Origin of the sequence: Cohnella sp. GbtcB17 (assembly GCF_019091135.1) — a bacterium.
Lineage (GTDB): Bacteria > Bacillota > Bacilli > Paenibacillales > Paenibacillaceae > Cohnella.
The window spans coordinates 71854-94957 of sequence record NZ_JAGXJW010000028.1 but is presented as its reverse complement, the minus strand read 5'-3'; the positions used below and the strand labels follow the sequence as shown (position 1 = coordinate 94957).

The window sequence follows — 23104 nt, the reverse complement described above, 5'->3', positions numbered from 1 at the left end:
ATAGCCTACTCTAGAAGAGGCGTTCGGCGGTTTGGGCCGCACATCGGCGCGTTCGCCTTCTCTAGGAGGGGCGATGGGCGCTTCGGGCCGCGAATTGGGGATATCGCCTACTCTAGAAGAGGCGATCAGCGGTTTGGACCGTGCATAGGAGTAATCGCCTTCTCTAAAAGAGGCTCGCGGCGGTTTGGCTCGCGCATCCGGGCGATCGTCTCGCTTTATAAAAAAACCGCATCCCTTAAAGATGCGGTTGACGAACTCATGTCCTGTATGCGCAGCCGCGCTCACTGATGCGGCTGCTTTTTCACTCCAGTTCCTCGCGCTCGATTTTCAGCCCCTCGACGTGCCGCTTGGCCATCAGGCTGCGTTTCTTGCGGTTCTCGACCGAGTCGAAGACGATATCCATGTCGTAATCGTCCGGGTACAGGTGCTTGCTCTCGATTTGAAGCTGCACCCGTTTGCGGTTGATGAGCTGCTTGACGCCGCGGACTTGAACGATGAGGTTGCCTCGCTCGTCGGCGAGCCGGTAGACGACGCCGCGCTGGCCGAGCGACGGGATCCAGACGACGTCCCCCATGCCGAACTCGGGCGGCGGCGGGGAGGCGGGAGCTTCCCGGCCTTCAGCCTTCGCCTCGCCTGCGCCGGAGCCTCTGGCCGGACGCGCCATCTGCCTCGCGGATGCATCGGCTCCATCCGCTTCGATCGCAGCCGGGGGCAGTATACCTTGCACGCCTTCCCGCGGCACGTTCCCGCTTCCGACGACCCCTTCGCCGCCCTTCAACCCCCGGGCGATCTCTTTAGCTCTGGCGATGATGCTGTCGTCGATGCCGAACTTCCGCGCGATGACGAACGCATAGCTGTCGCCGGCCTCGCCCATATCGAGACGATAGAGCGGCTGCAGCGTCTCTTCGGCGAAAGCCATGCGGGCATTGCGGAAGCCAGGCGCGACGCGGGCGTATTCCTTGATCTCGTTAAAATGCGTCGTCGCGAGCACGGCGGCGCCGCGCCGGTACAGCTCCTCGTGCACGGCGATCGACAGGCCGACGCCTTCGCCGGGATCGGTCCCTGTCGCGAGCTCGTCGAGCAGCACGAGCGTCGCGCCGTCCGAGACGGCCAGAATATCGGTGACGTTGCGGATATGCGAGGAAAAGGTGCTGAGCGAGCGGTCCAGACTCTGTCCGTCGCCGATATCCGCTTCGATCGCGTTAAATACGCCGACACGGCTGCCCGCGGCGGCCGGTATCAGCAAGCCGGTCTGCGCCATCAGCGTGAGCAGTCCGACGGTCTTGAGCGCGACGGTCTTGCCACCCGTATTGGGCCCGGTGATGAGCAGCGACCGGTAGCTCGCGTCCATGGCGATATCGAGCGGCACCGGCGTGGCGCTTAGAAAAGGATGCCGCGCCGCGCGCAGCTCAAACGTGCCGTCGTCCGTGAGCGACGGCGGCAGCGCGCCGATCGCGAGCGCCCACTTCGCCTTCGCCAGCAGGAAGTCGTAGTGCGCCACCGACTCCGCGTTCACGGACAGCTGGGGCAGCGCAAGCTCCGCTTCGCCCGTCAGCCGTGCGAGCACCTGCAGCTCCTCGCGCTGCCCCACGGCGCGGAGCGCGGACAGCTCCATCTGCAGGCCCGCCGCCTCCGACGGCTCCCCGAACACCGTCTGTCCGCTCGCCGATTCGTCGAGCACGCTGCCGGATACCTTGCGCCGATGCTCTTTTTTGACCGACAGCACATAACGTCCGCCACGCGTGCTCACGATCCGGTCCTGCAAATGCTCGGCATGCTTCGACAGCAGGCTGTCCAGCCGCTTCTGCAGCTTTTCCTCCGCCTGCCGCAGCTTGCGCCGGACGCGCCCGAGCTCCTGGCTCGCGCCGTCCACAATGCGGCCCCGATCGATGCAACCCTCGATCTCGGCGAGCAATCCGCCCAGCTCGTGCATGGACGAAGCATAAGCGGCTACCGTCGGCGCGAGGGCCGCTTTGGAAGCCATAAACCGCCGCAATTGGCCGCAGCTCCGGACGAATTGCGCCAGCTGGCCGAACTGCCGCTCGTCCGGGACGTAGCCGGTGCCGAGCAGACCCAGCAGTTCCTCCATGCCGTCCATGGACGGCAGCGGGACATGCATGCCCTTGTCGATCATCGCGCGAGCCTCCTCGGTCTCCGCGAGGCGCGCGGCGATGACGCGGGCGTCCGTGAGCGGGGCGAGGCGCTCGGCAAGTCGGCGGCCCAAATAAGTGGAAGTCCGGGAGACGACGGCCTCAATGGCGCGTGCGTATTCTAATTTATCGAGGGAAGTTTGTCTCATGATTAGGGAGATGCTCCTTTGTTTAGGGGAATGAACGAACGTTCGAACACGGCGAAAAATGCGCAAAAAAAACCGTGCCTGATGGGCACGGTTCGCATTCCCGCTCCTCGCCGCAGCGATGGACGGAATGTCGGACAGTTCCTCCCTGGCAATCAGAGCCGCAGAACGACGCAACGAAACAAAAGACCGAAAAATCGATCCCTCGCGGACACGCTCGTTCTAGCGGGCTATCCAATTGATCAGTTCAGAACCATCGCAGACATTAAGGTGTTCCCCTTTAGTTAAACAAAGTTGAGATTAATTTATCACAAACTATATGTCGTGATCAAGCAGTTTTTCCAGCCGGGTCCGGTCGTTGACCTGAATCATCTTCTGCTGAATCTGGATTAAGTCCTCGTCCTGCATGTCCTGCAGCACCTTGGACACCGTCTCCCGCACGGCGCCGACCATGTCTGCGAGCTGCTGATGCGTAAGCTTGATCGGGATGCGGACGGGCGCAGCCGGATCCGAAGCGCCGCCGTACTCCTCGCACCAGGTCGCGAGCCGCTTGATGATCCGCGAACGGACGCTGAGAAAGGTAAGATCGTAAATCTGCTGGTTCGCCTTGCGAAGCCGGTTCATCGTATCTTCGACGAGGTAGTGCAGCAAGTTGCGGTCGTTCTCGAACAGAAGCTGGAAATGCGAGCGCCGCAGCGAGAGCAGCCGGGTCTGCGACGCGGTCTCCGCCGTCGCCGAGCGCACAAGACCGGGCTTGATGAGCGCCATTTCGCCGAAGTAGTCCCCTTCGTGGAAAAACGCGAGAACGACTTTTTTGGATTTGTTGATCGTGTGGATGCTGACCGAGCCGGAGAGGATAAAGTAAATCTCGTCGCCTTCGCTGCCCTCGAGGAATATAATCGCGCCTTTGCGGTACACTTTTTCCTGGACGTACGGGAGGACGCGGTCGAACAATGCAGGATCGATGCCCTTAAAAAACGGAATCGTCCTCAGCTTGGTGGCTGTAATCGGCATAATGGCCCCCTTGCGCGAATGTGCAGCTGCACCGAACGTCCCCCCTTCAGACGACAGCCTCCACCATAAAGCTTGGATGCTCCATCAGGTTGAACTTCGTGCCGAACTGGCTCAGCCGGACGATCGGCCTGGCCAGATGTCCTTTGTTCAGCTCGACGACAGTCGCATGAAGCCCCCCGGTCAGCCTGAGCTCAGTTCCGACCGGGTAAGGGACGAATGCCTTCAGGAAGCCGCGGACGACGGCATAGCTGTATGAAGTATCTATTTTCGACATTACGTACTCAATTCCTCCACAAGGCAGCTTGTCCGCAAGCCGATCGTTCATAAAATAGTCGAAATCGCTGCACAACCCGCAAATTTGCGCTTCCTCGGACAGCTCCGCGCCTTTTGTGCCATGCGGGAAGCCTCTGCCGTCCATCTGCTCGTGATGCTGCATCACGATTCGCAGAGCAGGCTGCGCTAAGCCCGGAGACTGACGAAGCAGATCGTATCCGACCTGCGGATGGTTGATGACCATCGTGCCGTCGTGCGGCCTGAACAGCCCGATGTCGTGCAGCAGGCTGCCGACGGCGACATTCTGGATCTGCTGCCTGGTGTATCCGAGCGCTTTGGCCGTCAGCATCGACAAAAAGCATACGTTGACGCTGTGCGCGATCAGATTGGCATCCGAGCGCAGCAAATCCTCGAAATGGTACAGCAGATCCCGCTCTTCCATGACGATCCGGGACATGTGCTCGGACCATTCGAGCACCGGCTCGACGGGTACCGCGCCGCCGCGCAAGACGGTATCCATGACGTGACTCAGCAGATCCTTCATTTGTTCCCGCAGATTTTCCTTCAGCGCCTTAGGGTCGGTGCCGAACGCCTCCGTCGTCTCGATCATCAAATAACGGAGACTGCGCTTTTTCAGGCCCTCGATCAGGCGCCGGTCCAATACGACGCCCTGCCTCAATATAAGACGTCCATCGGACGTATACAAGCTTTTTCCCAGCTTATCGCCTTCAGCCAGCTGGTCTGCACGAACTAACCGCACAGTCTCTCACTCCCGATCCTTGAATGTCTCTCTGTCGTGATTCGATATTACTATTGATACCTGGTACGGTTCTGTAACTCAGATCACACAAAAAGGCAAAAAGTCGCAGGACTTAAATCCGGAATATAGTCCTTATGAACCGGATAGCTTGTCGAACAGCGAAACGACGGCTCTTACGCCGCTCTGCGACAACTTCTGCAGCGTTGACGCCGTCTTGTCCGCCAGGCTGTCGACCAGCGGCTCTCCGTCCGGTCGAGGAATCGCATACGGGTCCTGCGTCTTATCGCCCGTTTGCCCAACGCGCGAGGCGTCGGGCGTTTTACGCCCCCTGCCGCTATCGGACGCAGACGCATCGGCAGCGTCCGCCCCGCTGTCGTACGCGATGCCCTGCGGTTCCTCCGCATAATAACGGCTCCGCTGTTCCGCCCGGCTGCCTGCCGCATTTCCATCGCTCGCGATCGTCGCACCGTCGCCGCTTACCGGACCGTATACGGTCCGGATGCCGTCATCCGCCATCTCCATGCCGAACAGCACGGCTAGCGCAATCAGCGCCGCGAGAAGCGCAAGTCTCCCCATCGATCGTCCCATGACCCGCATCCTCCTTTATTGGGCCGTCGCGGCCTTTTGCGCGTCTGCTCCCGCAGCCTCTGCATTTTGACTCCGCCAGTACAGATCCGAGATCGTCTTCGCGAGCGCGTCGGCCGTGCGGTAGCATTCTTCAAGCGTATTGTCGACGCCGCCGATCTCGATAAGCACGCTGTCCGGCGCCAGCGACTGGTTGTATTCGCCGTTGCCCGTCGCCGCCGTCTTGCCCCAGATGCCGCGCGACAAGCCGGGATACGTGGCCTCCAGCTTTTCGTGAATCTCGTTGGCGAAGCTCTCGTTTTGTTTCCAGTTCGGATTGCGCTGCCCGATGATGAAAAACACCTGCGCATAGTCCTTGCCGCCGATCGTGACGGTCGACTCCTTGCGCCGCAGCGAGTCTCTATGAATGTCGAAGAAAAAGGTCAGGTCTTTGTCGTCTGCCATCGCCTGCATGACGGTCTGCTTGGAATACTTGTAGGATTGGTTCCAATCGTAGTCTTTAACCGTGCCCGCATAATCCTTGGACGAGTGGAGCGCGCCGATCCCCCGCTTCTCGAGCTGGTCCGCAAGTCGCTTGCCGACCAGGGTGACGTTGACCTTGCCGGAGTTCGGATCCTTGGTGGTAGGCGGCAGCTCGGGATAATAAGATTCGCGGTTATGAGAATGATAGATGAACACGACTTTGCGTCCGTCCGTTGTCTTCGACTGATTCGGAGGCGAGTCCTCGCCGGCCGGCGTCGGCGTCGGAGCCTCGCCTCTCGGTTCGGGCTCCGGCGTAGCGGTCGGATCCGGCTTGCCGGCGCCTTCGTCCGGCTGCTTGTCCGGTTCCACGCCATGATCGTCCCGATCGTCAGCCGCGCCTGCGGCAGGCGGGCTGTAGTCCTCCGGCGCGCTGTCGGAGCCGCCCGAGCCCGTCCGGAACAAGATCGGCTCGTCCCCGCCGGCGCCCGGCATTTCGGCGGCGAGCAGGCTTTTCGGATCGCCGGGATTGACGTCGGTCAGGAAGCGCAGCAGAAATGCCGCGATCCGCTCCCCGTCCATATGGCCGCCGCCTTCCTTCCCGGCCATCTGCGGGAGCTCGAGCCCGAGCATCGAAGAGAAAAACGTATCCGATACGGATGCCGCGAAGCCTTTCATCGACTGTGCGGGCGAGGCTGCCAGCTTGATCTGCACAATTCCGCCGAGACCAAGGAGGACGAACATGACCATCGAACAAAAACTGAGTAGCAAAAACGCGCGCCCGGACGCCAAAAACCTACGGAACTGCCTGCGCCAGGCCGGCAAATAATGCGATAGCGCCGCACGGAACATTCCGCACCTCCGTCTCCCCTCCCGGGGGTCTCTTAAACGTTCTATTCTTCCGGCTTGCGAAAGCGATAGTGAAGTCTATGAGAGATTAAGAGATGCTAGAACGGTACATAGGCAAAAAAACGGGGAACCGGAACTTGGCGCGATGGGCAACTCATATGGCGAAGAGGTGATTGGTCGCGGGGTGTTCTCAGTTAGGACCTCTAGCGACAAAGTGACGGCGACAGAGGGCTAGTTAGTCCTGGTTGAGACTTCTACATGCTGGAGGACTGCGATTGGGCGCGGGGTGTTCTCGGTCAAGACTTCTAGCGGAGGAGTGATAGCGAAAGGAGACCCTTTGGTCCTGGTTGAGACTTCTTGACGCTGGGGAACGGCGATCAGGCGCGGGGTGTTCTCAGTTAAGACTTCTAGCGACGCGAAGTGATGGCGCGAAGCGTGACAGAAGCCGGTTCGTCCTAACAGAGACATCCCCACGCGACGAAAAACCTCCCGGCGGCTGCCGGGAGGCTTGGGATGACGGCGTCCTGCGCCGTCGTTATGCGATTTTGGCTACTGAATTAGTCTTCCTGCCCGATTACACTACGGCTTAATAGCCGAGTTCCTTGCGAGCCTTCGCCCACTTGGCGTTCAGGTCGTCGAACGCTTTTTTCAGATCCTTCGCCACGATCAGGTCCTGGTCGACGGAGCCGGTGCCCAGCGCGATCTCAGCCTTCTTGGCGATCTCGTTGTAGCGAGGGTCGACGGCGACGCTTTCGATGTAGGTCGGGTTAGCGGCGTTGAATTCTGCCAGCTGCGGTACTTCAGGCGTCTTCGTCTTGTCGACCGGCAGGAAGCCGGAGTCGGTGTCGTAGCCGGATTCCTTGACGAAGAAGTTAACCCAGGCGATAGCCAGATCCTTGTTTTTGCTGTCCTTGCTTACGCCGACGAAGTAGTCGCCGCCGAGCGGGGCATTGTACTTGCCGCTGTTGTCGTAAGGGAACGGGAAAAACCCGATGTCTTCGGAAGCGGCGCCAGCGCCGATGACTTGCGGGATGACCCAGTTGCCGAGGAAGTACATGGCGGCTTTGCCGGATGCGACTTCGCCCTTGGACATTTCCCAGTTGTTCGTGGACAGGTCGGACTCGACCCATTTGTTCTCGACGAACTTGCGCGCGATCGTGATCAGTTGGCCCCATGGTCCGTCAACCGTAAACGGCGTGTCGGTGGAAATGCGGGTATCGGTCCACTTGGCGTCGCCCGCTACGTAGGTGTAGGAGTTTTCGCCCCAGTTGCCCATCGGCCATTGCGCGCCGAAGTTCATGTACAGCGGCACGATGCCGGCATCCTTCAGCTTTTGCGCGTCCGCGTACAGCTCGTCGAGCGTCTTCGGCGTGGACGTGATGCCCGCTTTCTCGAACGCCTTCTTGTTGTACACGATGCCTTGCGTGTTAACGCCCGAGGTGATGCCGTAACGTTTGCCTTCATACGCGTCGTAGTCCGCGAAGTAGACATTGTCGAACATCGAATCCGGCAGCGGCTCGTAGTACTTGGGGAATTCGCTGGTGGCGAGCGCCGAAGGGATCATGTTGACGTCGCCGGCTTCGCCGGTCGTCAGACGCGTATTGATGTCGGTCGCGTAGTTGGTCAGGCCCTCGAACTCGACTTCCGCTTTCGGATACTTCTCCTTGAACTTCGCAACGTACTTGTCGAACGTGCCGTCGCTGATATAGTCGGTACGGTGGGTCAGCACGAGAATTTTGCCGGACAGGTCGGCGTTCGCTCCGCCGCTCGACGCGGATGCGGAAGCCGATGCCGTGCCGCTTGCCGACGAAGACGGCGAGGCGGATGGAGATGCGTTATTGTTGTCTTTGCTGCCGCAGGCAGACAACACGGCGGATGCAGTCAGCAACGACAAGATGGCAAGCGTGCTTTTCTTCATTTGTGGTTACCCCCAGATCGATGTTTTAAACTTAAGACCCAACCTTGCAAGCGCTATTTGGCATCGCTTACAAGCACTAATTATACGCCGTTCAATTTGCAAAAGTAGGCATTCGTTTTGTTTTTATTGTCATCTATTATGATAACAAATAAATAATTTTAGCTAAAAACCCCCTAACCAGGCATTAGTATGCGCCGGTCAGGGGATTTTTACCCATCCGATTCAATTAGCTTGGGAAGCGGTTAGCCGCGCTTGATAAAGGCGTATTCGGGACGGTCCAGCAGCTCGAGGTTGCGTGCGATAAGCGCGTTGCGCGTCTCGACGCTGGCGCGCGAGCGAAGGCCGTCTTCGGGCGTGTTCGTCACGTAATCGATCATGCGGTCGATCGTCGTCGAAGCGACGTGCAGCCGCGTATCGGACGACGCATAATAAATGTACAATTCTCCCGACGCCTCGGCGATCAGGCCGTTCGTGAAGACGACGTTGGACACGTCGCCGACGCGCTCTACGCCCTCAGGTGCGATCAAATGTCCGGCCGGTGCGTGAATGACGCGGCTCGGGTCTTGAAGCGAGGTCATGAACGCGTAGATCACATATCGCAAGCCGGCAGCCGTGTTGCGCACGCCGTGCGCGATATGCAGCCAGCCCTTGTCGGTCTTGATCGGCGCGGCGCCTTGTCCGTTTTTCACTTCTTTGATCGTGTGATATACCTTCTCGTCTACGATCGACTCATGGTCGACGACGGCCGGATTCATGCTCTCGGAGAGCCCCCAGCCGATGCCGCCGCCCGCGCCCGTATCGATGAAGCCGTCCTGCGGACGCGTGTAGAAGGCATATTTGCCGTCGACGAATTCGGGATGCAGCACGACGTTGCGCTGCTGCGGCGACGGCGTCTTCAGATCCGGCAGACGCTCCCAGGTGATCAGATCTTTCGTGCGGGCGATGCCGCCTTTGGCGTTGGCGCTGGACGTGTCTCCCTTCGGCGCGTCCGGGTCCTTGCGTTCGCTGCAGAACAGGCCGTAGATCCAGCCGTCCTCGTGCTGCACGAGGCGCATGTCGTAGACATTGATGTCCGGATCCTCGGTCTCGGGAAGCAGCACCGGATAGTCCCGGAAGCGGAAGCCCTCCGTCGGTTTGTCGCTCTCGGCGACCGCAAAAAACGATTTGCGGTCGACGCCCTCGACGCGGACCATAAGGTAGTACTTGCCGTTCAGCTTGATGGCGCCCGCATTAAAGGCGGCGTTGACGCCGATCCGCTCCATCAGGTACGGATTCGTCTCCGGGTTCAGATCGTAGCGCCAGTAGAGCGGCGCATGCGCGTGCGTGACGACGGGATGTTCGTGGCGCCAGTAGACGCCGTTGCCCGGCTCTACCTTTGGGTTCGGCTGCGCGATCAGCTTTTCGTATTGCTCGTTCAGCCGCTTTATCTGGTTCAGAAAATCGCTCATGGATTATACCTCCGCCGTCAAATGTTCGAGTCTTTCCAGCACTTCAATGCAAGCCCGGCTGTTGTGGTACGGGCATTTCCACTGGCCGACCTTCGGCTGGTTCGCATGGACGACAGGCTCGCCGGCGCGCGTCACCTGCCAATGCCAATCGCCGCCCTCGCGGTCGCTGACGAAGCTCGAGATGAAGCCCCAGCTCTTTTTAGCCGCCGCTAAATACTTCTCATCGCCCGACAACTGGTAAGCGTTCAGAAAGCCGACCATCGCTTCGGCCTGCGGCCACCAGTCCTTGCTATCGTCGAGGTGGTGCCCGTCGTACTCGTTAAACAAGCCGCCGTCCTCGTCCACGCCCTGCTCGAGCGTCGCCTCCGCCATCCGGACGGCCGCTTCCTTGACGCGCGGGAGCAGCGACTCATCGCCGAGCACCTCGGCCGCTTCCCACAGGAGCCAGCTGCCCTCGATGTCGTGGCCGTACGAGACGTGCGGCGCCTTGGAATGCCACTCGTCGTCGAAAAATAGCAGGAAGTGATCGGTTTGCGCATCGATGATCTTGTCCAGGTGAACCTCGATCAGCTCCTTGAGCTTTGCCTTCAGTCCCTCCGGCTTCCACACCCGGTACAAATTCGTGTAGGCTTCGAGCACGTGCAGATGCGTGTTCATCGATTTGCGCTCGTTCAAGTCCTTGCCGGAGAGGCTAAGCTCGTCCGTCTCCGTCCAGTCCCGCGCCAGCGCCTCGATATAGCCGAGATGCACGGGATCGTAAGCGTGCTTTTCGAGGAGGCGATAAATCTCCTCCGCCCAGGCGAGCGCTTCCCGATCGCCGGTCACGCGAACGTATTCGGACAGGGCGTAAATCACGAATGCCTGGCCGTACACTTGCTTTTTGTCCGATACCGCCGCTCCGTTCACGTCGATCAGCCAGTACAAGCCGCCATGCTGCGGATCACGAAAATGCGTTTTTAGCGCCTCGTACGCGCGCTTTGATGCGGACAAGTATGTGTCGTCCTTGTACAAGCGATAGGCTGACGCGAACGTCCACATGATGCGCGCATGCAGCACCAATCCTTTATCGGCTTCCGGCCGCGTCTCGCCGTTGCTCGCAATCTCGCCGATATAGCCGAAGTATTTTTCGTCGACCGTACGGTTCAGCCAGTAGCCGAGTATGTTGTCTTTAAGCTCCGCGGTCAGCTCTTCCCGCCAACGCGCGCCCGTCAATTGCTGCGTCATGCCAAATTTCCCCTCTCATCGGATCGTCAGCGGACCTCTCGGATGTTCAGGCGTTCAAGCCTTCCGGCTTCTGTCCCGACCTGTAGTAGTCGCCGACCGTCTTGGCCGCCGACTTGCCGTACATGCAATAATCGTCGTTGGCCGCCGCGTCCTTCGCGTCGTACAGCTTGGCCGGCCAATCCCACAGCATGAAGCCGCGCATCCAGTCGCGCTTGACGCAGGCGCCGAACATCGCCTCGTAGTAGCGCTTCTGCTCCTCCTCCGAAGGACCGCCGGGCAACGACCAGTCGTTCGGGCGCAGCGATGAGCCTTCGCGGCTCGGGCAGCCGGCTTCCATAAAGAAAAACGGCTTGTTCCACCGGGCGAGCACGCCCTCGATGCGGTCCAGATGCGCCTCCCACTCGTGAATCGGGTAGTAGCCGCTCGAAGAAATAATATCGACCGCGTCCCACCATTTGACCCGGCCTTCTTGATATTTATCGCAATTATACGTAATCAGGCCCGAGTAGATCGGACGAATTTCGGCGATGAGCGCGCGCCATTCCGCTTCGCGCTTGTCGGTCTGAACCATCTCACAGCCGACGCACAGCATCTCGCAGCCCTCTTCCTCCGCGATCGTCGCGTAGTGGGCGATGAACTTGCCGTAGCTCGCGAACCACTCGGCCCAGCTTGGCTCTCCTGGCACCTCTTCGTCGAAAAAGCCGATGTGCGCGCGCCACGTTCCGTTATTCACGTTGACGACCGGCTTGAGGCATACCTTCATGCCCAGCGACTTTGCCTTGCGAATGGCCGCGCGCACCTCGTCGTCGGTGACCGTCGGCTCGTCCCAATATGGAATCTCCGTCGATTGCGGCGTCTCCTGAAGCGCCGACAGCGCGATCGCCGTCCAGTTCACGCCGAGCTTCGCCATCTCCTCCATCGAGAAGTCCGTCCCGCTTCCCGTCCACGTGCCGCGCGTCCCGACCCAGCCCCAAGTCATGCCGTTGACCGTCTCGTTCCAAGCCTGTTTGCTCATGCTGCAGCTCCTTTTGCGAGAATGCTTGTAATTGTATATTTCCTATTTGTTATCTATTTTGTTAGCTAAATTAGATAAAAAATCATTTAAACTGATTGTATCACCTGGGGGAGAGAAGTCAACAGCATCCCCTATTCCAAGTAAACAAAGCTTCATAAAAAAGGAACCCTTCAAAAAATGTCGAATAATGGGAGCGACGATTAATATTGAATAACAAAGGGAGAGTAAAAAATGGGTTTAAAGAGATGGAAATGGACTTGGACTGTTCTTTTTATGGCGTTCGCAAGCTTCGCCCTCGTCTTCGCCGACGACAGGACCGACGCAGCAGAGCCGGCGGGAATCCGAACGGTCATCGACAGCAAGACGCTTCTGCTTAACGACGGTTCGATGTGGGTTCTGATCGGCGATCGGTACGTTCTTGCGAAGGACCTTGACTTGACCGATGTCGCAGGCTCCGCGTACTCCGGCTTCGCGCTCACCAGGGACGGCGCGCTGGCAAAGTATGCCATCGGCGCGCCCGGCCTCGTCGAAGGCCAAACCGGGGTGGCGCAGATTGCGGAAGGCTTCTGGCTGAAAAAAGACGGTACGGTCTGGACGGAAAAAGGCAAGATGAAAGGCCTGCAAGACGTACTTCGCATCGCAGCCAAAGACAAGCACTTTGCTGCGTTGACAAAAGACGGGCAGGTGCTGTTCATCAGCGCAAACTATGGCGTCCTTAAAAAGCTCGGTCAGATCGATGACGCCGAATCGGTCGTATCGATTCAAACGACCGACGACCGTGTCGCCCTTCTATACCGGTCGGGCGAAGTCGTCGTCTACGAAGGCGCCAACTTCGACGACAACGGCAAGATCATCCCTGTGCGGGTGACGGACGATGCGACGTCTATTCAGTATGCGGGACCGAAGTCGGTCTTACTCGTCGTACGCCAAGACGGCACGGTTTGGACGACCGGTCCTTATAGCGATCGCTTCAAATTGACGACGCAGGTCCAAGGGCTGTCGGATATCGTGAAAACGGCCGGGGCGACGGATGCGGACAACTTTTTCGCGATGAATCGGAGCGGCGACTGGTTTAAAGTGTTCGACGGGGAGCCGTCCGCCTTCCAGGCCCCTGTCGTCTCCCGCCTGTCGGCAGCAATATCCAATGCGGCGCCTGCCAAAGGCGACAAGTTGACCGTCAGCGTGCAACTGGGCTACACCAACGGCTCGCTGCTCAAGGCAGCTCCCGGTGAAGCCGCTATCGTCGTAGAGAAGCCCTATCTGCTGAAGCCTCAGCCCGATGGGAGCTTTGTAGCCGCCGGCGTGGGGGAGACCGCCATCACCGTCTCATCGGGCAGCGCAACCAAGACGCTGCAGGTCGTTATTGGCTATCCCGGCAGCTTAACATACGCGCAATTGACCAACGGTACCGTTTATTTGCCGGCCAAATCCGTCCTGCAAGCGCTCGGAGGGGTCTTCACGGCGAGAGAGGGCGGATACGAAGGCGATGTCGGCGCCAAATCCGTGCAGTTCAAGGTTGGGAGCAAGTCCGCCCAAATCGACGGCGTCTCGATCAATCTCAAAGCCGCGCCGTTCATGTCGGCAGGCGTCGTATACGTTCCGTCCGACCTGTTAAGCTTGGCATTCGGCGTGTTGACGCAATGGAACGCAACGTGGCAGCAAGCCGATCTTAGCTTCGGCAAAGCCAAATTGACCGTCGTCTCCAAGCAGACGGCTGCACTCGTCAAAAAAGCCGCGCAGGGCAGCTTGGCCAAGTATATCGGCAAAACGTACTGGGTCAATCACTACAACGAATGGTCCCGGTTTGCAAAAGTTACGGTAACCGATGTCGTTCCGGACGGTAGCGGTTATTTCAAGATCAGCTTCAAGACGGCCTCCGGGCAAACTTGGACCTCCTACTCGATGCCCACGGGCTTTATTCCCACGATTTTTAGCGACGATTATTATTTCCTGACGTTTGATCCTTACAAAAAATACAAGTGGTCGAACGCGACCTGGCAAGCGATTAAAGCCGGAAACGTGACGATGGGCATGACGAAGGATCAAGTTCGGCTTTCCTGGGGTTCTCCGTCCGGTAAAAGCACGACGAAAACTTCCGCGGGACAGGTCATCGAGACTTGGGTGTATCGGAACTTCGATACGGTCGCCTTTGTAGACGGCAAAGCGATACTGATCATTGAGTAGATCCCTTTCATTAAAAAGACATCAAAAAGCGGAATGTCGGTTCAAACCGACATTCCGCTTTTTGATGAACCGTTAAATGCTCAGCCCTCGTTCGCCAGCCCCGTCGACTGCCTGAACACCAAGTCTCCCGACAGCAAAATCCGCTCCTTGGGACTGTCCGGATGGCCGATACGCCACAGCAGCGTCTCCACCGCCCGCCGGCCGAGCGCCTCCTTGTTGACGTTGACCGTGCTGAGCGTCGGCGTGGACAGCGCGGCGTCATCGATGTTGTCGAAGCCGGTGACGGAGACGTCTTCGGGCACGCGGATGCCGTGCTTCATCAGTGCCGTGACGACGCACAGCGCGAGCGAGTCGTTCGCGCACACGAACGCGGTCGGCAGCGCTTCCCGCGCCTTCATGTCGCCCAAGATTGCAGTGAGCGCTTCCGTGTGCTCCGAGCGATTTTCCCCCTCGAGCGAGACGAGTCCCTGCTCCTGCGCAAGCGGCACCGCCTGCTCCTCGAGCAAGGACCGGTAGCCGAGCCAGCGGTCGTAGAAGCTGCGCGAATAACGCGTATTGCCGACGAATTGAAGCTTGCGATGGCCGTTGCCGAGCAGGTAGTCGGTCACGCGGCGCATGCATTCGTAGTTGTTCATGAACAGGGCGTCCGACGGAATAAGCGGGTCTTCGTGGTCCACCATGACGAACGGAATCGACAAATTGCGGATTTCGAGCAGCAGTTGGTTCGAGATATGGCCGACGCAGACGATGCCGAGCACGCCGTCGGGATTGATCAGCTTGATAAAGTTGTCCGTAATATGCTCGGTCACGATCATCATTCCGAGGCGGTGCTGCTCAAGCCCCGTCGTGATGCCGTCGATGATGCGTCCCCAGTAAAAGGAATGGCGATTCTGCTCGCGGACGTTCGGGATCAGCACGATGATCGTATCCCGCTGCGCATGGCCTGCCGGATCGGCCGAGGCGCGGGACGCAGAACTCTTGATCTTCTTCCCCGCGAAGTATCCGAGCTGCGTCGCCGAGCTGATGATTTTCTCCCGGGTCTCCGCGCTTACGCCGGATTTGCCGGCGAGCGCCTTGGACACGGCAAACTTGGAGACGCCGACGTGATCGGCGATCTGCTGCATCGTTACTTTCTTTGACATCGGTACGACCCTTTCCGCTTATCCAAACTCCGTATGCGTTAATAACAAGATTAATTGTTATCATAACACATTCGAATCGTTAGCGTCATGGCCGGAATTCGCCCGTTATTTGACCGCGCCGTTCGTAACGCCCGCAAAAATATAACGCTGCAGGAACAAATAGATCACGAGCGTCGGAATAAAGATGATGAGAATGCCCGCCGAAATGACGTTGATCTGCGCGGCGTTCGGCCCGACGAACGAATAGATGGCAGTCGAGACGACCTGAAGCTTGCGGCTTGGCATGTACAAATACGGCGTGTAGAAGTCGTTGTAGATCGAGATCGTCTTCATGATTATCAGCGTTGCCGTCGCCGGTGCGAGCAGCGGGAAGATGATCGACCGGTAAATCTTGAATAGGGATGCGCCTTCGACCATCGCGCTCTCGTCGAGATCCCTCGGGATATTGTTCACAAATTGCAGGTAGATGACGATCTGCAGGACGTCGGCGCCCAGGTACAGCAGCATCGGCGCATAAATCTCGTTGTATGCGCCCAGGAACTTGATGACCTGAAACGTCGCAACCTGCGTCGTAATCATCGGAATGACCTGCGCGACGAGGTACATGCCCATGATCGGCTTTTTCAGCTTGAAGTCGAAGCGGCCGAGCGCGTAGGCGACCATCGTGCCGATCAGCACGTTGCCGGCGAGCGATACGACGAGGATGATGAAGATGTTTTTGAACCCTAGGCCCAGACGCCCGACGTTGAACACCTTCCTGAAGTTGTCGAAGTTGAACCAGTCGTGCGGCAGCTGCAAACCCGAGTTGTAATATTCGGTCTGCGTCTTGAAGGCGGAGATCAACACCGAGTAGATCGGGAAAAACACGATGAACAGTCCGATCGCGATCGTCACGTAACGGAATATCGTCCACGCTTTATTTTGGCGCTCCATCGCTTACTTCTCCTCCCTGAACAGCAGCTTGCGCTGCAGGATGATGAAGGCGATGACGATCAGCACCAGGACGACGGCCATCGCGGACGCGAGCCCGGCTTGCTGGAACTTGAAGGCCATGTCCACCGTCTTCGAGACGAAGGTGTGCGTATCGTTCGCGCCGAGCATCATGATGTACGGAATATCGAATGCCTCGAGGGCGCCGGTCAACGTCAGTATGAGCATCAGCTCGAGGACGCTGCGGATACTCGGGAGCGTGATAAAACGGAGCGTCTGCCAGCCCGAAGCACCGTCGATCTTGGCGGCTTCGTAGTTGTCGGCCGGGATGGACTGCAGCGCGCCGATGAAGATGACCATCGTGAGGCCGAAGTATTTCCAGATGGAGATGAAGGCCAGCGAGAAGTTGACCAGGTGCGGATTGCCCAGCCATTGCTGCTGCCAGGAGCCAAGGCCGATCGCTTCGAGGAAAAGGTTCAGCGAGCCGTATTCGACATGATACACGTTGCGGAACATGATGACGATGGCGACGCTGTGCAGCACGTAAGGGATGAACAGCATCGAACGGAAAATGTTCCGTCCTTTCAGCCTGCTGGTCAGCACGATCGCAAAGTAAAGCGCCACGGCAGTCTGCAGCAAGCCGCCCACGAAGTAATACGCGTTGTTTTTAAAGACACCGAAAATTTCCGGACGGGAGAATATCTCTTTGTAGTTGTCGAATCCGACCCAATTCATTTCCCAACCGAGGCCGCTCCAGTCGGTGAAGCTGTAGTAAAGCAACGACAGCGCCGGATAGTACGAAAAGGTCAACGATAAGAGGACCGGAATCGTAAGAAATCCGAATAGAATGAGTATGCGCTGCGTTTTGTAGCTCAGGTTAAACATAGACACCCCTGCTTTCGTCGTCGGTCAAGTCACCGTATGGAAATCGCTTACAATGATTATATCCGATTCGGTTATGCGTTTTAAGGTTCTACGTTTGTTTTCCTTGTCTTCTATTTGGATAACTACAACCTAACACGTTCGCGGTACTCTTTTGGCGTCAGTCCAACGACTTTCTTGAAAACCTTGTTGAAGTACGCCGGGTCTCCGTATCCGACCTTCTCGCCCACCTCGTACGTTTTGAGCGCGGGACTGCGGATCAAATGCTCTTTGGCATGGGCGATGCGCACGGAGATGATGTAGTCGGTAATCGTCTCGCCGGTCTCCGTCTTGAACAGCTTGCTCAAATAGCTGGGCGTCAAGTAGACGCGGTCCGCGAGCCGCTGCAGCTCGAGCTCCTCCGTAAAATGCGCCTGAATGTAGGTTTTGACGGTTTCGACGACGCGATTTTCCTGTTTGGCTTCCTTAAGTATGTGAAGCAGAGCGGTTGCCGACTCCATAAATTCCGATGTAAATGTATGCCAGCTCACGAATCGGACCGGCGACAGCATCAGCTGCTCGTCCTCGCTCTCACCCGCCGGCAGCCGGGTCTGCCTTCCGCTCAGCTCGGTGCGGAGCAGACCGAACACGGCTGACGCGGCCTCGCTCAGCGCCGGCCAGGCCGGACGCTGATTGCCGGTCTCTCTGAGCCAATCGCGCAGCGCCTGCTCCGCCCGCGGCAGATCGAGCAGCTGCAAGGCCGGCCGGAAGTCTTTGTCGAGCAGCCGAAGCAGACCCGATACGTCCGACGGTCGCCTAGACAAATGGAGGTAGTCGATCATCGCCTTGATGCCGTCCTCGTACCAAACCTGCTGCATGGCGGCCTCCGCCTCCAGATAGGCGTCCCGCAGCTTAAGCGGTCCTTGGTGAACCGCGCTCACGCCGATTCGCGCATGAACCGCGTGAGGGATGCGCTGAAGCAGCGTCGAGGCGATGCCGCGGGCGGTATCGTCATGGTCGCCTTGGCCGATCGCCACGACGATGACCGATTGCCGGGGCTCCCATACGAAGCTGCGGTGTTCCCGATTCCAGGCTTCCATGTAAAAAGCGAGCCGTTCGCCCGTCAGCTCCGGGTCCGTCCGCAGCAGGACGACCGCGAAGTAATCCCTGAACAATCCGATCTGCGACAGCTCGCGCCCTGCCCCCTCCGTCATATGGCCGGGCAGATGCCTGACGTCGCTTCCGAGCAGCAGTCGAATATGCTCCTCCGCCGCGACGGCTTTGCGGTAGCTTTCCAGCTCAAGATTGTTTTTGACGCGACGAAGCAGCTCCTCCAGCTCGTCCTGGTCGACGGGCTTGAGCAAATAATCCTCGACGCCCTGTCGAATGGCCCCTCTGGCGAACTCGAAGTCGCTGAAGCCGCTAAGCACCGCGAACTTCACCTTCGGACGCCGTCGCTGCACCTGCTCGATGAGCTGCAGCCCGTTCATCTGCGGCATTTTGATATCGGTGAAAATGAGGTCGACCTCGAGTCTGCCCAGCTCGCCGAGCAGCTCCAACCCTCCGGAATAAACGCCGACGATCCTATATTCGTCGCCCGTCATTTCGATTAATTTGGCGAGCCCCTGCCTGATTTTTTCTTCGTCGTCGACGACGGCGATGTTGACGATCATCTCGCTTCTCCCCCTTGTCGCGCTGCCGGCGTATCCGGCAGGCGGACAGTCACGATCGTGCCCTGGCCGGACCGGCTGCGGATCGACAGCCCATACGCTTCCCCGTACTTCAGCTTGATTCGCTCGTTAACGTTGCGAAGCCCGATGCCGGTGTTGTCATCTTCCGGCGCCCGAAGCAGCGACGCCTGCAACTTGCGCAGCGTCTCCTCATCCATGCCCTGTCCGTCGTCCGCCACCTCGAACAGCAGATCCTTGCCCTCCCGCTTGCACTGAACACGGATGCGCATCCCGCTGCGGGACTCGTGAAGCCCGTGGTACACGGCGTTCTCCACGATCGGCTGGAAGAGCAGCTTGATCACGCATAAGCTCTCCGTCTCGCGCGGATCGGGCAGCTCCAGCTCGAACCGGCTGCCGTACCGGTAATTCAGCAGCTGCACGTAAATGCCGAGATGCTCCCATTCCTTGGCGATCGGCACGCTCTCGAGCCCGCCATGGATGCTGTACCGCAGCAGCTTGCCGAGGAGCTGGGACATCGTCGCCACTTCCTTGTTGTCGCTCAGCACGGCCGTCATGCGGATCGATTCGAGCGTATTATAAATGAAGTGCGGATTGATCTGGTGCTGCAGCGACTGCAGCTCGGCTTCCTTCTTCCGCTCCTCGACCGCATAGATGTCCTGGATCAGCGTCTTGATCCGGTCGATCATCCGGTTGAACGCGCTGCCGACGAGTCCCGCCTCATCGCGGCTGACGACGGGGAACGCGACGTCGAGATTGCCCGTCTGCACCTCCTTCATCATGCGAACGAGTCCGCGAAGCGGCCGGGTGATCGCGAACACCAGCACAAGCGAGATCAACAGGGCGAACGCCATAATGGCGAGCGCCGCGGCGATCGTATAAGTGCGGGTTTTTAAAGCGTCGGCCATCAGCTCGTCCTCGGGGATCGTGATCAGCACCTTCCAGCCGGTGACCGACGATTCCTTGAAAATCGCCAGCACGGCCTTGCCCTCCACCTTCGTATGGAAGCTGCCCTGCTGTGTCAACGCGCCCGGCATCAGTTCGCTGTTTTTCAAATTTTGTCCGATCAGCGACTTGTCGCTGTCGTAAACGACGCTGCCGCTCTCGTCGACGACAAGCGTCTTCCCGTGCGTGGACTTGTCCAGATCCTTGATAATGTTGTCGATGACACCGATGTTCGCATCGATCGCGATCATCCCGATCGATTCGAACGTTCGCGGATCGATGATATGGCGCACGACCGTGAACACGTAGCGGCTGCTCGTCGCCCTGCCCGCGACGTCCTGGGTGCTGACGAGCACCGGTGTGCCGTGGGCGTCTTCGGCAAGCTGCGTCCATTTGGGCAGCACATCTTGCAGGTCGGAGCGGATGGCCGTATTTTTAATGGCGAAGTACGGGTGGCCGTAGATGTCGAACAAATATACCACGTTCGTGCTTCGCTTAATGTTGTTGATAAAATAAATGCTGCTGCCGATCTTGCGATCGATGGCCAGCCGCGTCCGCTCCTGCTCGGTCAGCACGCCGCTGTCTTCGGCATCGCCGCCCGGCTGCCCGTCGTAGAAACGGTTCGACATTTTCAGGCCTTCCATAATATCCGCCTGATACGACGGGATGATCGATATTTTTTTCATGTCTTCAATATAATCGTCCATCTTCCCCATCATTTGATCGGACAGCTGGGAGACGAACGTGACCGTATTGCGCTCGATCGAATTCGAATAGCGCTGCGCGGCGACGTAGGTGAGCACCCCGATCGGCAGGATGATCAGGAACAGGAACACGATTATGAGCTTGCTCTCCATTCGTTCGGGCCACCATCTCCGCGGGCGGTCGAGCCGCCGGTTCCCTTTTCTCATGAGACTCTCCTCGCAGAACAACGCACCTTGATCCGGCGGCGCGTTAGGTCCGGTTATCGTTTGCGATACTCATTATACATAACAAATCCTAACGAAGTAAGCGAATGCGAGGAAAGAAGGGAAGATGCGGGAGAGATGCGGGAAAACTCCTTCAGCCATAGCCGGAAATTGGGGCGGGCGGGTGCGGAACGGTGAATACGGGACGGTCGAATGACCGACGGCGCGCGTTGTTCCTATGTGGGACTTGTTTTGTGAAGTGGGATGCGGGTGGGTGCTCATTGTTCCCAGGTGAGACTTGTTTGGTGCGGTGGAATGCGGATGGCTGCTCGTTGTTCTTAGGTAAGACTTGTGTGGCGCGGCAGGATGCGGACACGTGCCAGTTGTTCCCAGGTGGGACTTTTTGGCGGGGGTGAGGTGCGGGCGGTTGCTCGTTGTTCCTAGGTGGGAATTGTTTGGCGGGATGGTGCTGCGGGTGCTCGTTGTCCCATGACGCGCGCAAAACAAAGCCGCCTCCCGCCAGCTGCGCGCTGTACGAAAAGGCGGCTCTACCGGTCTGCCGGCATCTGCGCTCGGATCAGTGCGTGTAGGCGGCCACGTTGTCCGTGTCGATCGCCTGGTGCATCGCCGCGTTGAGGCCGCTCGCGACGATGTTGCCGAGGTCCTCGATGAAGTCGTCGATCTCCTTGGGCGTGACCAGCAGATCGTGGCCGATCGGCTGCAGCACCTCTTTGACCAGCTGCAGCCGCTCCTGTCCCGCCATCGTACCGAACACGCCGAACAGCGGATCGGTGTCGGGCGTATGCTGCTTCATATGCGTCAGCACCATGTCCATCGCGTCGTTGACGATCGTCGACGCGTACAGTACGGTCGGCACGCCGATTGCGAGCACCGGCACGCCCAGCGTCGCGCGCGTCAGTCCTTTGCGCTTGTTGCCGATGCCGGAGCCCGGATGGATGCCCGTATCCGCAATCTGGATCGTTGTGTTCACGCGCTCGAGCGACCTCGCCGCCAAGGCGTCGATCGCGATAACCAGCTCCGGCTTCGCCTGCTGCACGGCGCCGAGCACGATATCGCTCGACTCGATGCCCGTCGTGCCGAGCACGCCCGGCGCGATCGCGCTGACCGAACGGTAGCCTTCGCCGACCTGGTCGGGCATCAGCTCAAAAAACTGGCGGGTCACCATCAGATTGTCGACGACGATCGGTCCGAGCGCGTCCGGGGTCACCTTGCCGTTGCCGAGACCGACGACCATGATGGACGTTTTTGGTCCGACGCCGATGCGGGCGAGAAATGCCTCGAATTCTCTCGCAAAAGTCGTCGCTACGCGATTCTGAAGCTCGGTGTCGCCGCGCCGAAGCTCAGGTACCTCCAACGTGACGTAATTACCCTGCATTTTGCCGATCGCCTGCGCGCCCTGCTCCGTCTGAATCTGCATCCGCGTGACGGTGATACCGCCCTCGCGCTCTGTCTCGGTCCAAACGCCGGGAATCGTACCGCCCGACAGCGATTCCGCCCTCTCCTTGGCCTCAAGCGCCAGGTCCGTTCTGACTTCGTACATGCTTAGATCAAGCTCGCTCAACGCATGTTCGCTCCTCTCCGACTGCTGGACGGGGCAACGCGATCCAGCCGCGTGCCGAGCGTACCGCGGCGCTTCTTGAGCGCAACCGTGCCGGCTTCGCGATTGTCTTGCGTTTTGCCCCCTTGCATGATAGAATGTTACAAGTTGTGTGGAGAAATACTTGCAGTTTTTGCAGGAGGTGAAATCAATGCCGAACATCAAATCCGCGATCAAGCGCACCAAGACGAACGAGAAGCGCCGCCTGCGCAACGCTTCCCAGAAGTCCGCTCTTCGTACCGCCGTCAAGCAAGCGGACGTCGCCGTAGTGGGCACGGACGTCGAAGCAGCGAAGAACGCGCTTCAAGTGGCACAGAAGAAGCTGGACAAGGCAGTAACCAAGGGCCTCATCCACAAGAACGCGGCTTCCCGCAAGAAGTCCCGCCTCGCCAAGAAGTTGAACGCGCTGTCCGCGCAAGCGTAAGACGGTGCCTGAATCTATAATGGCGTTTAAAAGCCGTACCCGAGAGGGTACGGCTTTTTTGACTTTACTCGCTGCCCGCGTCCGACGCCGATTAGCTTTTCCGCTCGAGCACGCGGAAAGACGCGGTCGCCATCGACGACAGCTTGCCGTCCGCCGTATACAGCCTCCCCTCTGCGGTAACCATACGGCCCGACATATGCACGACGGTCGCGGTCGCCCGCACTCTGCCCGCTCGCGCCGGCGCCGTAAAATGAATGTTCAGGCTGGACGTCACGATATCCTCGTCCGGACGCGCCGCCATCGCGGCCAGCCCCATCGCCGAGTCGAGCAGCGCCGTATGCACGCCGCCGTGCATCATGCCGATCAAATTCATATGCCTCTCCTCGACATCCAGCTCCACGACGGTCTCGCGCACGTCCCGCCGGATGAGCTCGCAGCCCAGGTATCCCCAGAACGTGCTGCGGGCCCGCTCCGCCAACTCCGCATCGGACCCGGATGCCGGGTTCTGTCCTTCCATGACGGTCCCTCCTCTCGGACCAGCCGAGCAAGCGGCGCCCGTTGCC

At 58.9% G+C, this 23104-nt stretch carries 18 protein-coding genes; 2 read left to right on the top strand and 16 right to left on the bottom strand.

Going from position 1 to position 23104, the window contains the following annotated elements:
• Window positions 1-301 precede the first annotated feature (301 nt).
• From KVT38_RS16805 to KVT38_RS16765, 9 genes are all read right to left on the bottom strand, one after another.
• Window positions 302-2299: an endonuclease MutS2 gene (locus tag KVT38_RS16805; protein WP_217594885.1), complete on the bottom strand. Its 1998-nt coding sequence runs from the start codon at window positions 2297-2299 to the stop codon at window positions 302-304.
• A gap of 312 nt (window positions 2300-2611) precedes the next feature.
• Entirely contained in the window at window positions 2612-3310 is a 699-nt protein-coding gene (locus tag KVT38_RS16800) for a Crp/Fnr family transcriptional regulator (RefSeq protein ID WP_217594884.1), read from the bottom strand.
• A 46-nt stretch (window positions 3311-3356) separates the two neighbouring features.
• Window positions 3357-4343: an HD-GYP domain-containing protein gene (locus KVT38_RS34820; RefSeq protein WP_217594883.1), complete on the bottom strand. Its 987-nt coding sequence runs from the start codon at window positions 4341-4343 to the stop codon at window positions 3357-3359.
• A 132-nt stretch (window positions 4344-4475) separates the two neighbouring features.
• A complete protein-coding gene (locus KVT38_RS16790; RefSeq protein WP_217594882.1) occupies window positions 4476-4931 on the bottom strand; it encodes a hypothetical protein in 456 nt (151 codons plus the stop codon).
• A gap of 15 nt (window positions 4932-4946) precedes the next feature.
• The gene (locus KVT38_RS16785) at window positions 4947-6239 is read right to left on the bottom strand and encodes a stage II sporulation protein P (protein ID WP_217594881.1); all 1293 of its coding nucleotides are present in this window, start codon (window positions 6237-6239) and stop codon (window positions 4947-4949) included.
• Window positions 6240-6822: 583 nt separating this feature from the next.
• Window positions 6823-8154, bottom strand: coding sequence for an extracellular solute-binding protein (locus KVT38_RS16780; RefSeq protein WP_217594880.1), 1332 nt, complete (start codon window positions 8152-8154; stop codon window positions 6823-6825).
• A gap of 242 nt (window positions 8155-8396) precedes the next feature.
• Complete coding sequence (locus KVT38_RS16775; protein ID WP_217594879.1) at window positions 8397-9602, bottom strand: glycoside hydrolase family 130 protein; 1206 nt, start codon at window positions 9600-9602, stop codon at window positions 8397-8399.
• A 3-nt stretch (window positions 9603-9605) separates the two neighbouring features.
• Entirely contained in the window at window positions 9606-10826 is a 1221-nt protein-coding gene (locus KVT38_RS16770; RefSeq protein WP_217594878.1) for an AGE family epimerase/isomerase, read from the bottom strand.
• Between the two features lie 46 nt (window positions 10827-10872).
• On the bottom strand, window positions 10873-11841 hold the full coding sequence (locus tag KVT38_RS16765) for a glycoside hydrolase family 113 (protein ID WP_217594877.1): 969 nt from the start codon (window positions 11839-11841) through the stop codon (window positions 10873-10875).
• Window positions 11842-12072: 231 nt separating this feature from the next.
• On the opposite strand from KVT38_RS16765, the gene KVT38_RS16760 reads away from it, so the two are divergent.
• Entirely contained in the window at window positions 12073-14025 is a 1953-nt protein-coding gene (locus KVT38_RS16760; protein WP_217594876.1) for a stalk domain-containing protein, read from the top strand.
• An 80-nt stretch (window positions 14026-14105) separates the two neighbouring features.
• On the opposite strand, the gene KVT38_RS16755 is transcribed toward KVT38_RS16760, so the two are convergent.
• The 6 genes from KVT38_RS16755 to gpr all read right to left on the bottom strand — a co-directional run bounded on the left by KVT38_RS16755 (window position 14106) and on the right by gpr (window position 22060).
• Window positions 14106-15167, bottom strand: a complete 1062-nt coding sequence (locus KVT38_RS16755) for a LacI family DNA-binding transcriptional regulator (RefSeq protein WP_217594875.1) — start codon at window positions 15165-15167, stop codon at window positions 14106-14108.
• 105 nt (window positions 15168-15272) lie between these two features.
• Window positions 15273-16100, bottom strand: coding sequence for a carbohydrate ABC transporter permease (locus KVT38_RS16750; protein WP_217594874.1), 828 nt, complete (start codon window positions 16098-16100; stop codon window positions 15273-15275).
• A 3-nt stretch (window positions 16101-16103) separates the two neighbouring features.
• Window positions 16104-16982 carry a carbohydrate ABC transporter permease gene (locus KVT38_RS16745; protein WP_217594873.1) on the bottom strand — a complete coding sequence of 293 codons (879 nt, stop codon included), beginning with the start codon at window positions 16980-16982 and terminating at the stop codon, window positions 16104-16106.
• A gap of 122 nt (window positions 16983-17104) precedes the next feature.
• A complete protein-coding gene (locus KVT38_RS16740) occupies window positions 17105-18631 on the bottom strand; it encodes a response regulator (protein WP_217594872.1) in 1527 nt (508 codons plus the stop codon).
• Entirely contained in the window at window positions 18628-20502 is a 1875-nt protein-coding gene (locus KVT38_RS16735) for a cache domain-containing sensor histidine kinase (RefSeq protein WP_217594871.1), read from the bottom strand. Before KVT38_RS16735 ends, KVT38_RS16740 begins: the two co-directional genes overlap by 4 nt.
• Before the next feature lie 574 nt (window positions 20503-21076).
• Window positions 21077-22060 (bottom strand): GPR endopeptidase, encoded by a 984-nt coding sequence (gpr, locus tag KVT38_RS16730; protein WP_217594900.1) that lies wholly within the window; start codon window positions 22058-22060, stop codon window positions 21077-21079.
• 208 nt (window positions 22061-22268) lie between these two features.
• On the opposite strand from gpr, the gene rpsT reads away from it, so the two are divergent.
• Window positions 22269-22541 carry a 30S ribosomal protein S20 gene (gene rpsT, locus KVT38_RS16725; RefSeq protein ID WP_090114936.1) on the top strand — a complete coding sequence of 91 codons (273 nt, stop codon included), beginning with the start codon at window positions 22269-22271 and terminating at the stop codon, window positions 22539-22541.
• Window positions 22542-22632: 91 nt separating this feature from the next.
• Here the strand turns inward: rpsT and KVT38_RS16720 are convergent, their stop codons facing one another.
• Window positions 22633-23058, bottom strand: a complete 426-nt coding sequence (locus tag KVT38_RS16720; RefSeq protein ID WP_217594870.1) for a PaaI family thioesterase — start codon at window positions 23056-23058, stop codon at window positions 22633-22635.
• Window positions 23059-23104 lie beyond the last annotated feature (46 nt).

Excerpts from the sequence above, each read along its gene's own strand:
- KVT38_RS16805 (WP_217594885.1), bottom strand. The coding sequence starts at position 2,299 with ATGAGACAAACTTCCCTCGATAAATTAGAATACGCACGCGCCATTGAG.
- KVT38_RS16800 (WP_217594884.1), bottom strand. The coding sequence starts at position 3,310 with ATGCCGATTACAGCCACCAAGCTGAGGACGATTCCGTTTTTTAAGGGC.
- KVT38_RS16790 (WP_217594882.1), bottom strand. The coding sequence starts at position 4,931 with ATGGGACGATCGATGGGGAGACTTGCGCTTCTCGCGGCGCTGATTGCG.
- KVT38_RS16785 (WP_217594881.1), bottom strand. The coding sequence starts at position 6,239 with ATGTTCCGTGCGGCGCTATCGCATTATTTGCCGGCCTGGCGCAGGCAG.
- KVT38_RS16780 (WP_217594880.1), bottom strand. The coding sequence starts at position 8,154 with ATGAAGAAAAGCACGCTTGCCATCTTGTCGTTGCTGACTGCATCCGCC.
- KVT38_RS16775 (WP_217594879.1), bottom strand. The coding sequence starts at position 9,602 with ATGAGCGATTTTCTGAACCAGATAAAGCGGCTGAACGAGCAATACGAA.
- KVT38_RS16770 (WP_217594878.1), bottom strand. The coding sequence starts at position 10,826 with ATGACGCAGCAATTGACGGGCGCGCGTTGGCGGGAAGAGCTGACCGCG.
- KVT38_RS16765 (WP_217594877.1), bottom strand. The coding sequence starts at position 11,841 with ATGAGCAAACAGGCTTGGAACGAGACGGTCAACGGCATGACTTGGGGC.
- KVT38_RS16760 (WP_217594876.1), top strand. The coding sequence starts at position 12,073 with ATGGGTTTAAAGAGATGGAAATGGACTTGGACTGTTCTTTTTATGGCG.
- KVT38_RS16755 (WP_217594875.1), bottom strand. The coding sequence starts at position 15,167 with ATGTCAAAGAAAGTAACGATGCAGCAGATCGCCGATCACGTCGGCGTC.
- KVT38_RS16750 (WP_217594874.1), bottom strand. The coding sequence starts at position 16,100 with ATGGAGCGCCAAAATAAAGCGTGGACGATATTCCGTTACGTGACGATC.
- KVT38_RS16745 (WP_217594873.1), bottom strand. The coding sequence starts at position 16,982 with ATGTTTAACCTGAGCTACAAAACGCAGCGCATACTCATTCTATTCGGA.
- KVT38_RS16740 (WP_217594872.1), bottom strand. The coding sequence starts at position 18,631 with ATGATCGTCAACATCGCCGTCGTCGACGACGAAGAAAAAATCAGGCAG.
- KVT38_RS16735 (WP_217594871.1), bottom strand. The coding sequence starts at position 20,502 with ATGAGAAAAGGGAACCGGCGGCTCGACCGCCCGCGGAGATGGTGGCCC.
- gpr (WP_217594900.1), bottom strand. The coding sequence starts at position 22,060 with ATGTACGAAGTCAGAACGGACCTGGCGCTTGAGGCCAAGGAGAGGGCG.
- rpsT (WP_090114936.1), top strand. The coding sequence starts at position 22,269 with ATGCCGAACATCAAATCCGCGATCAAGCGCACCAAGACGAACGAGAAG.
- KVT38_RS16720 (WP_217594870.1), bottom strand. The coding sequence starts at position 23,058 with ATGGAAGGACAGAACCCGGCATCCGGGTCCGATGCGGAGTTGGCGGAG.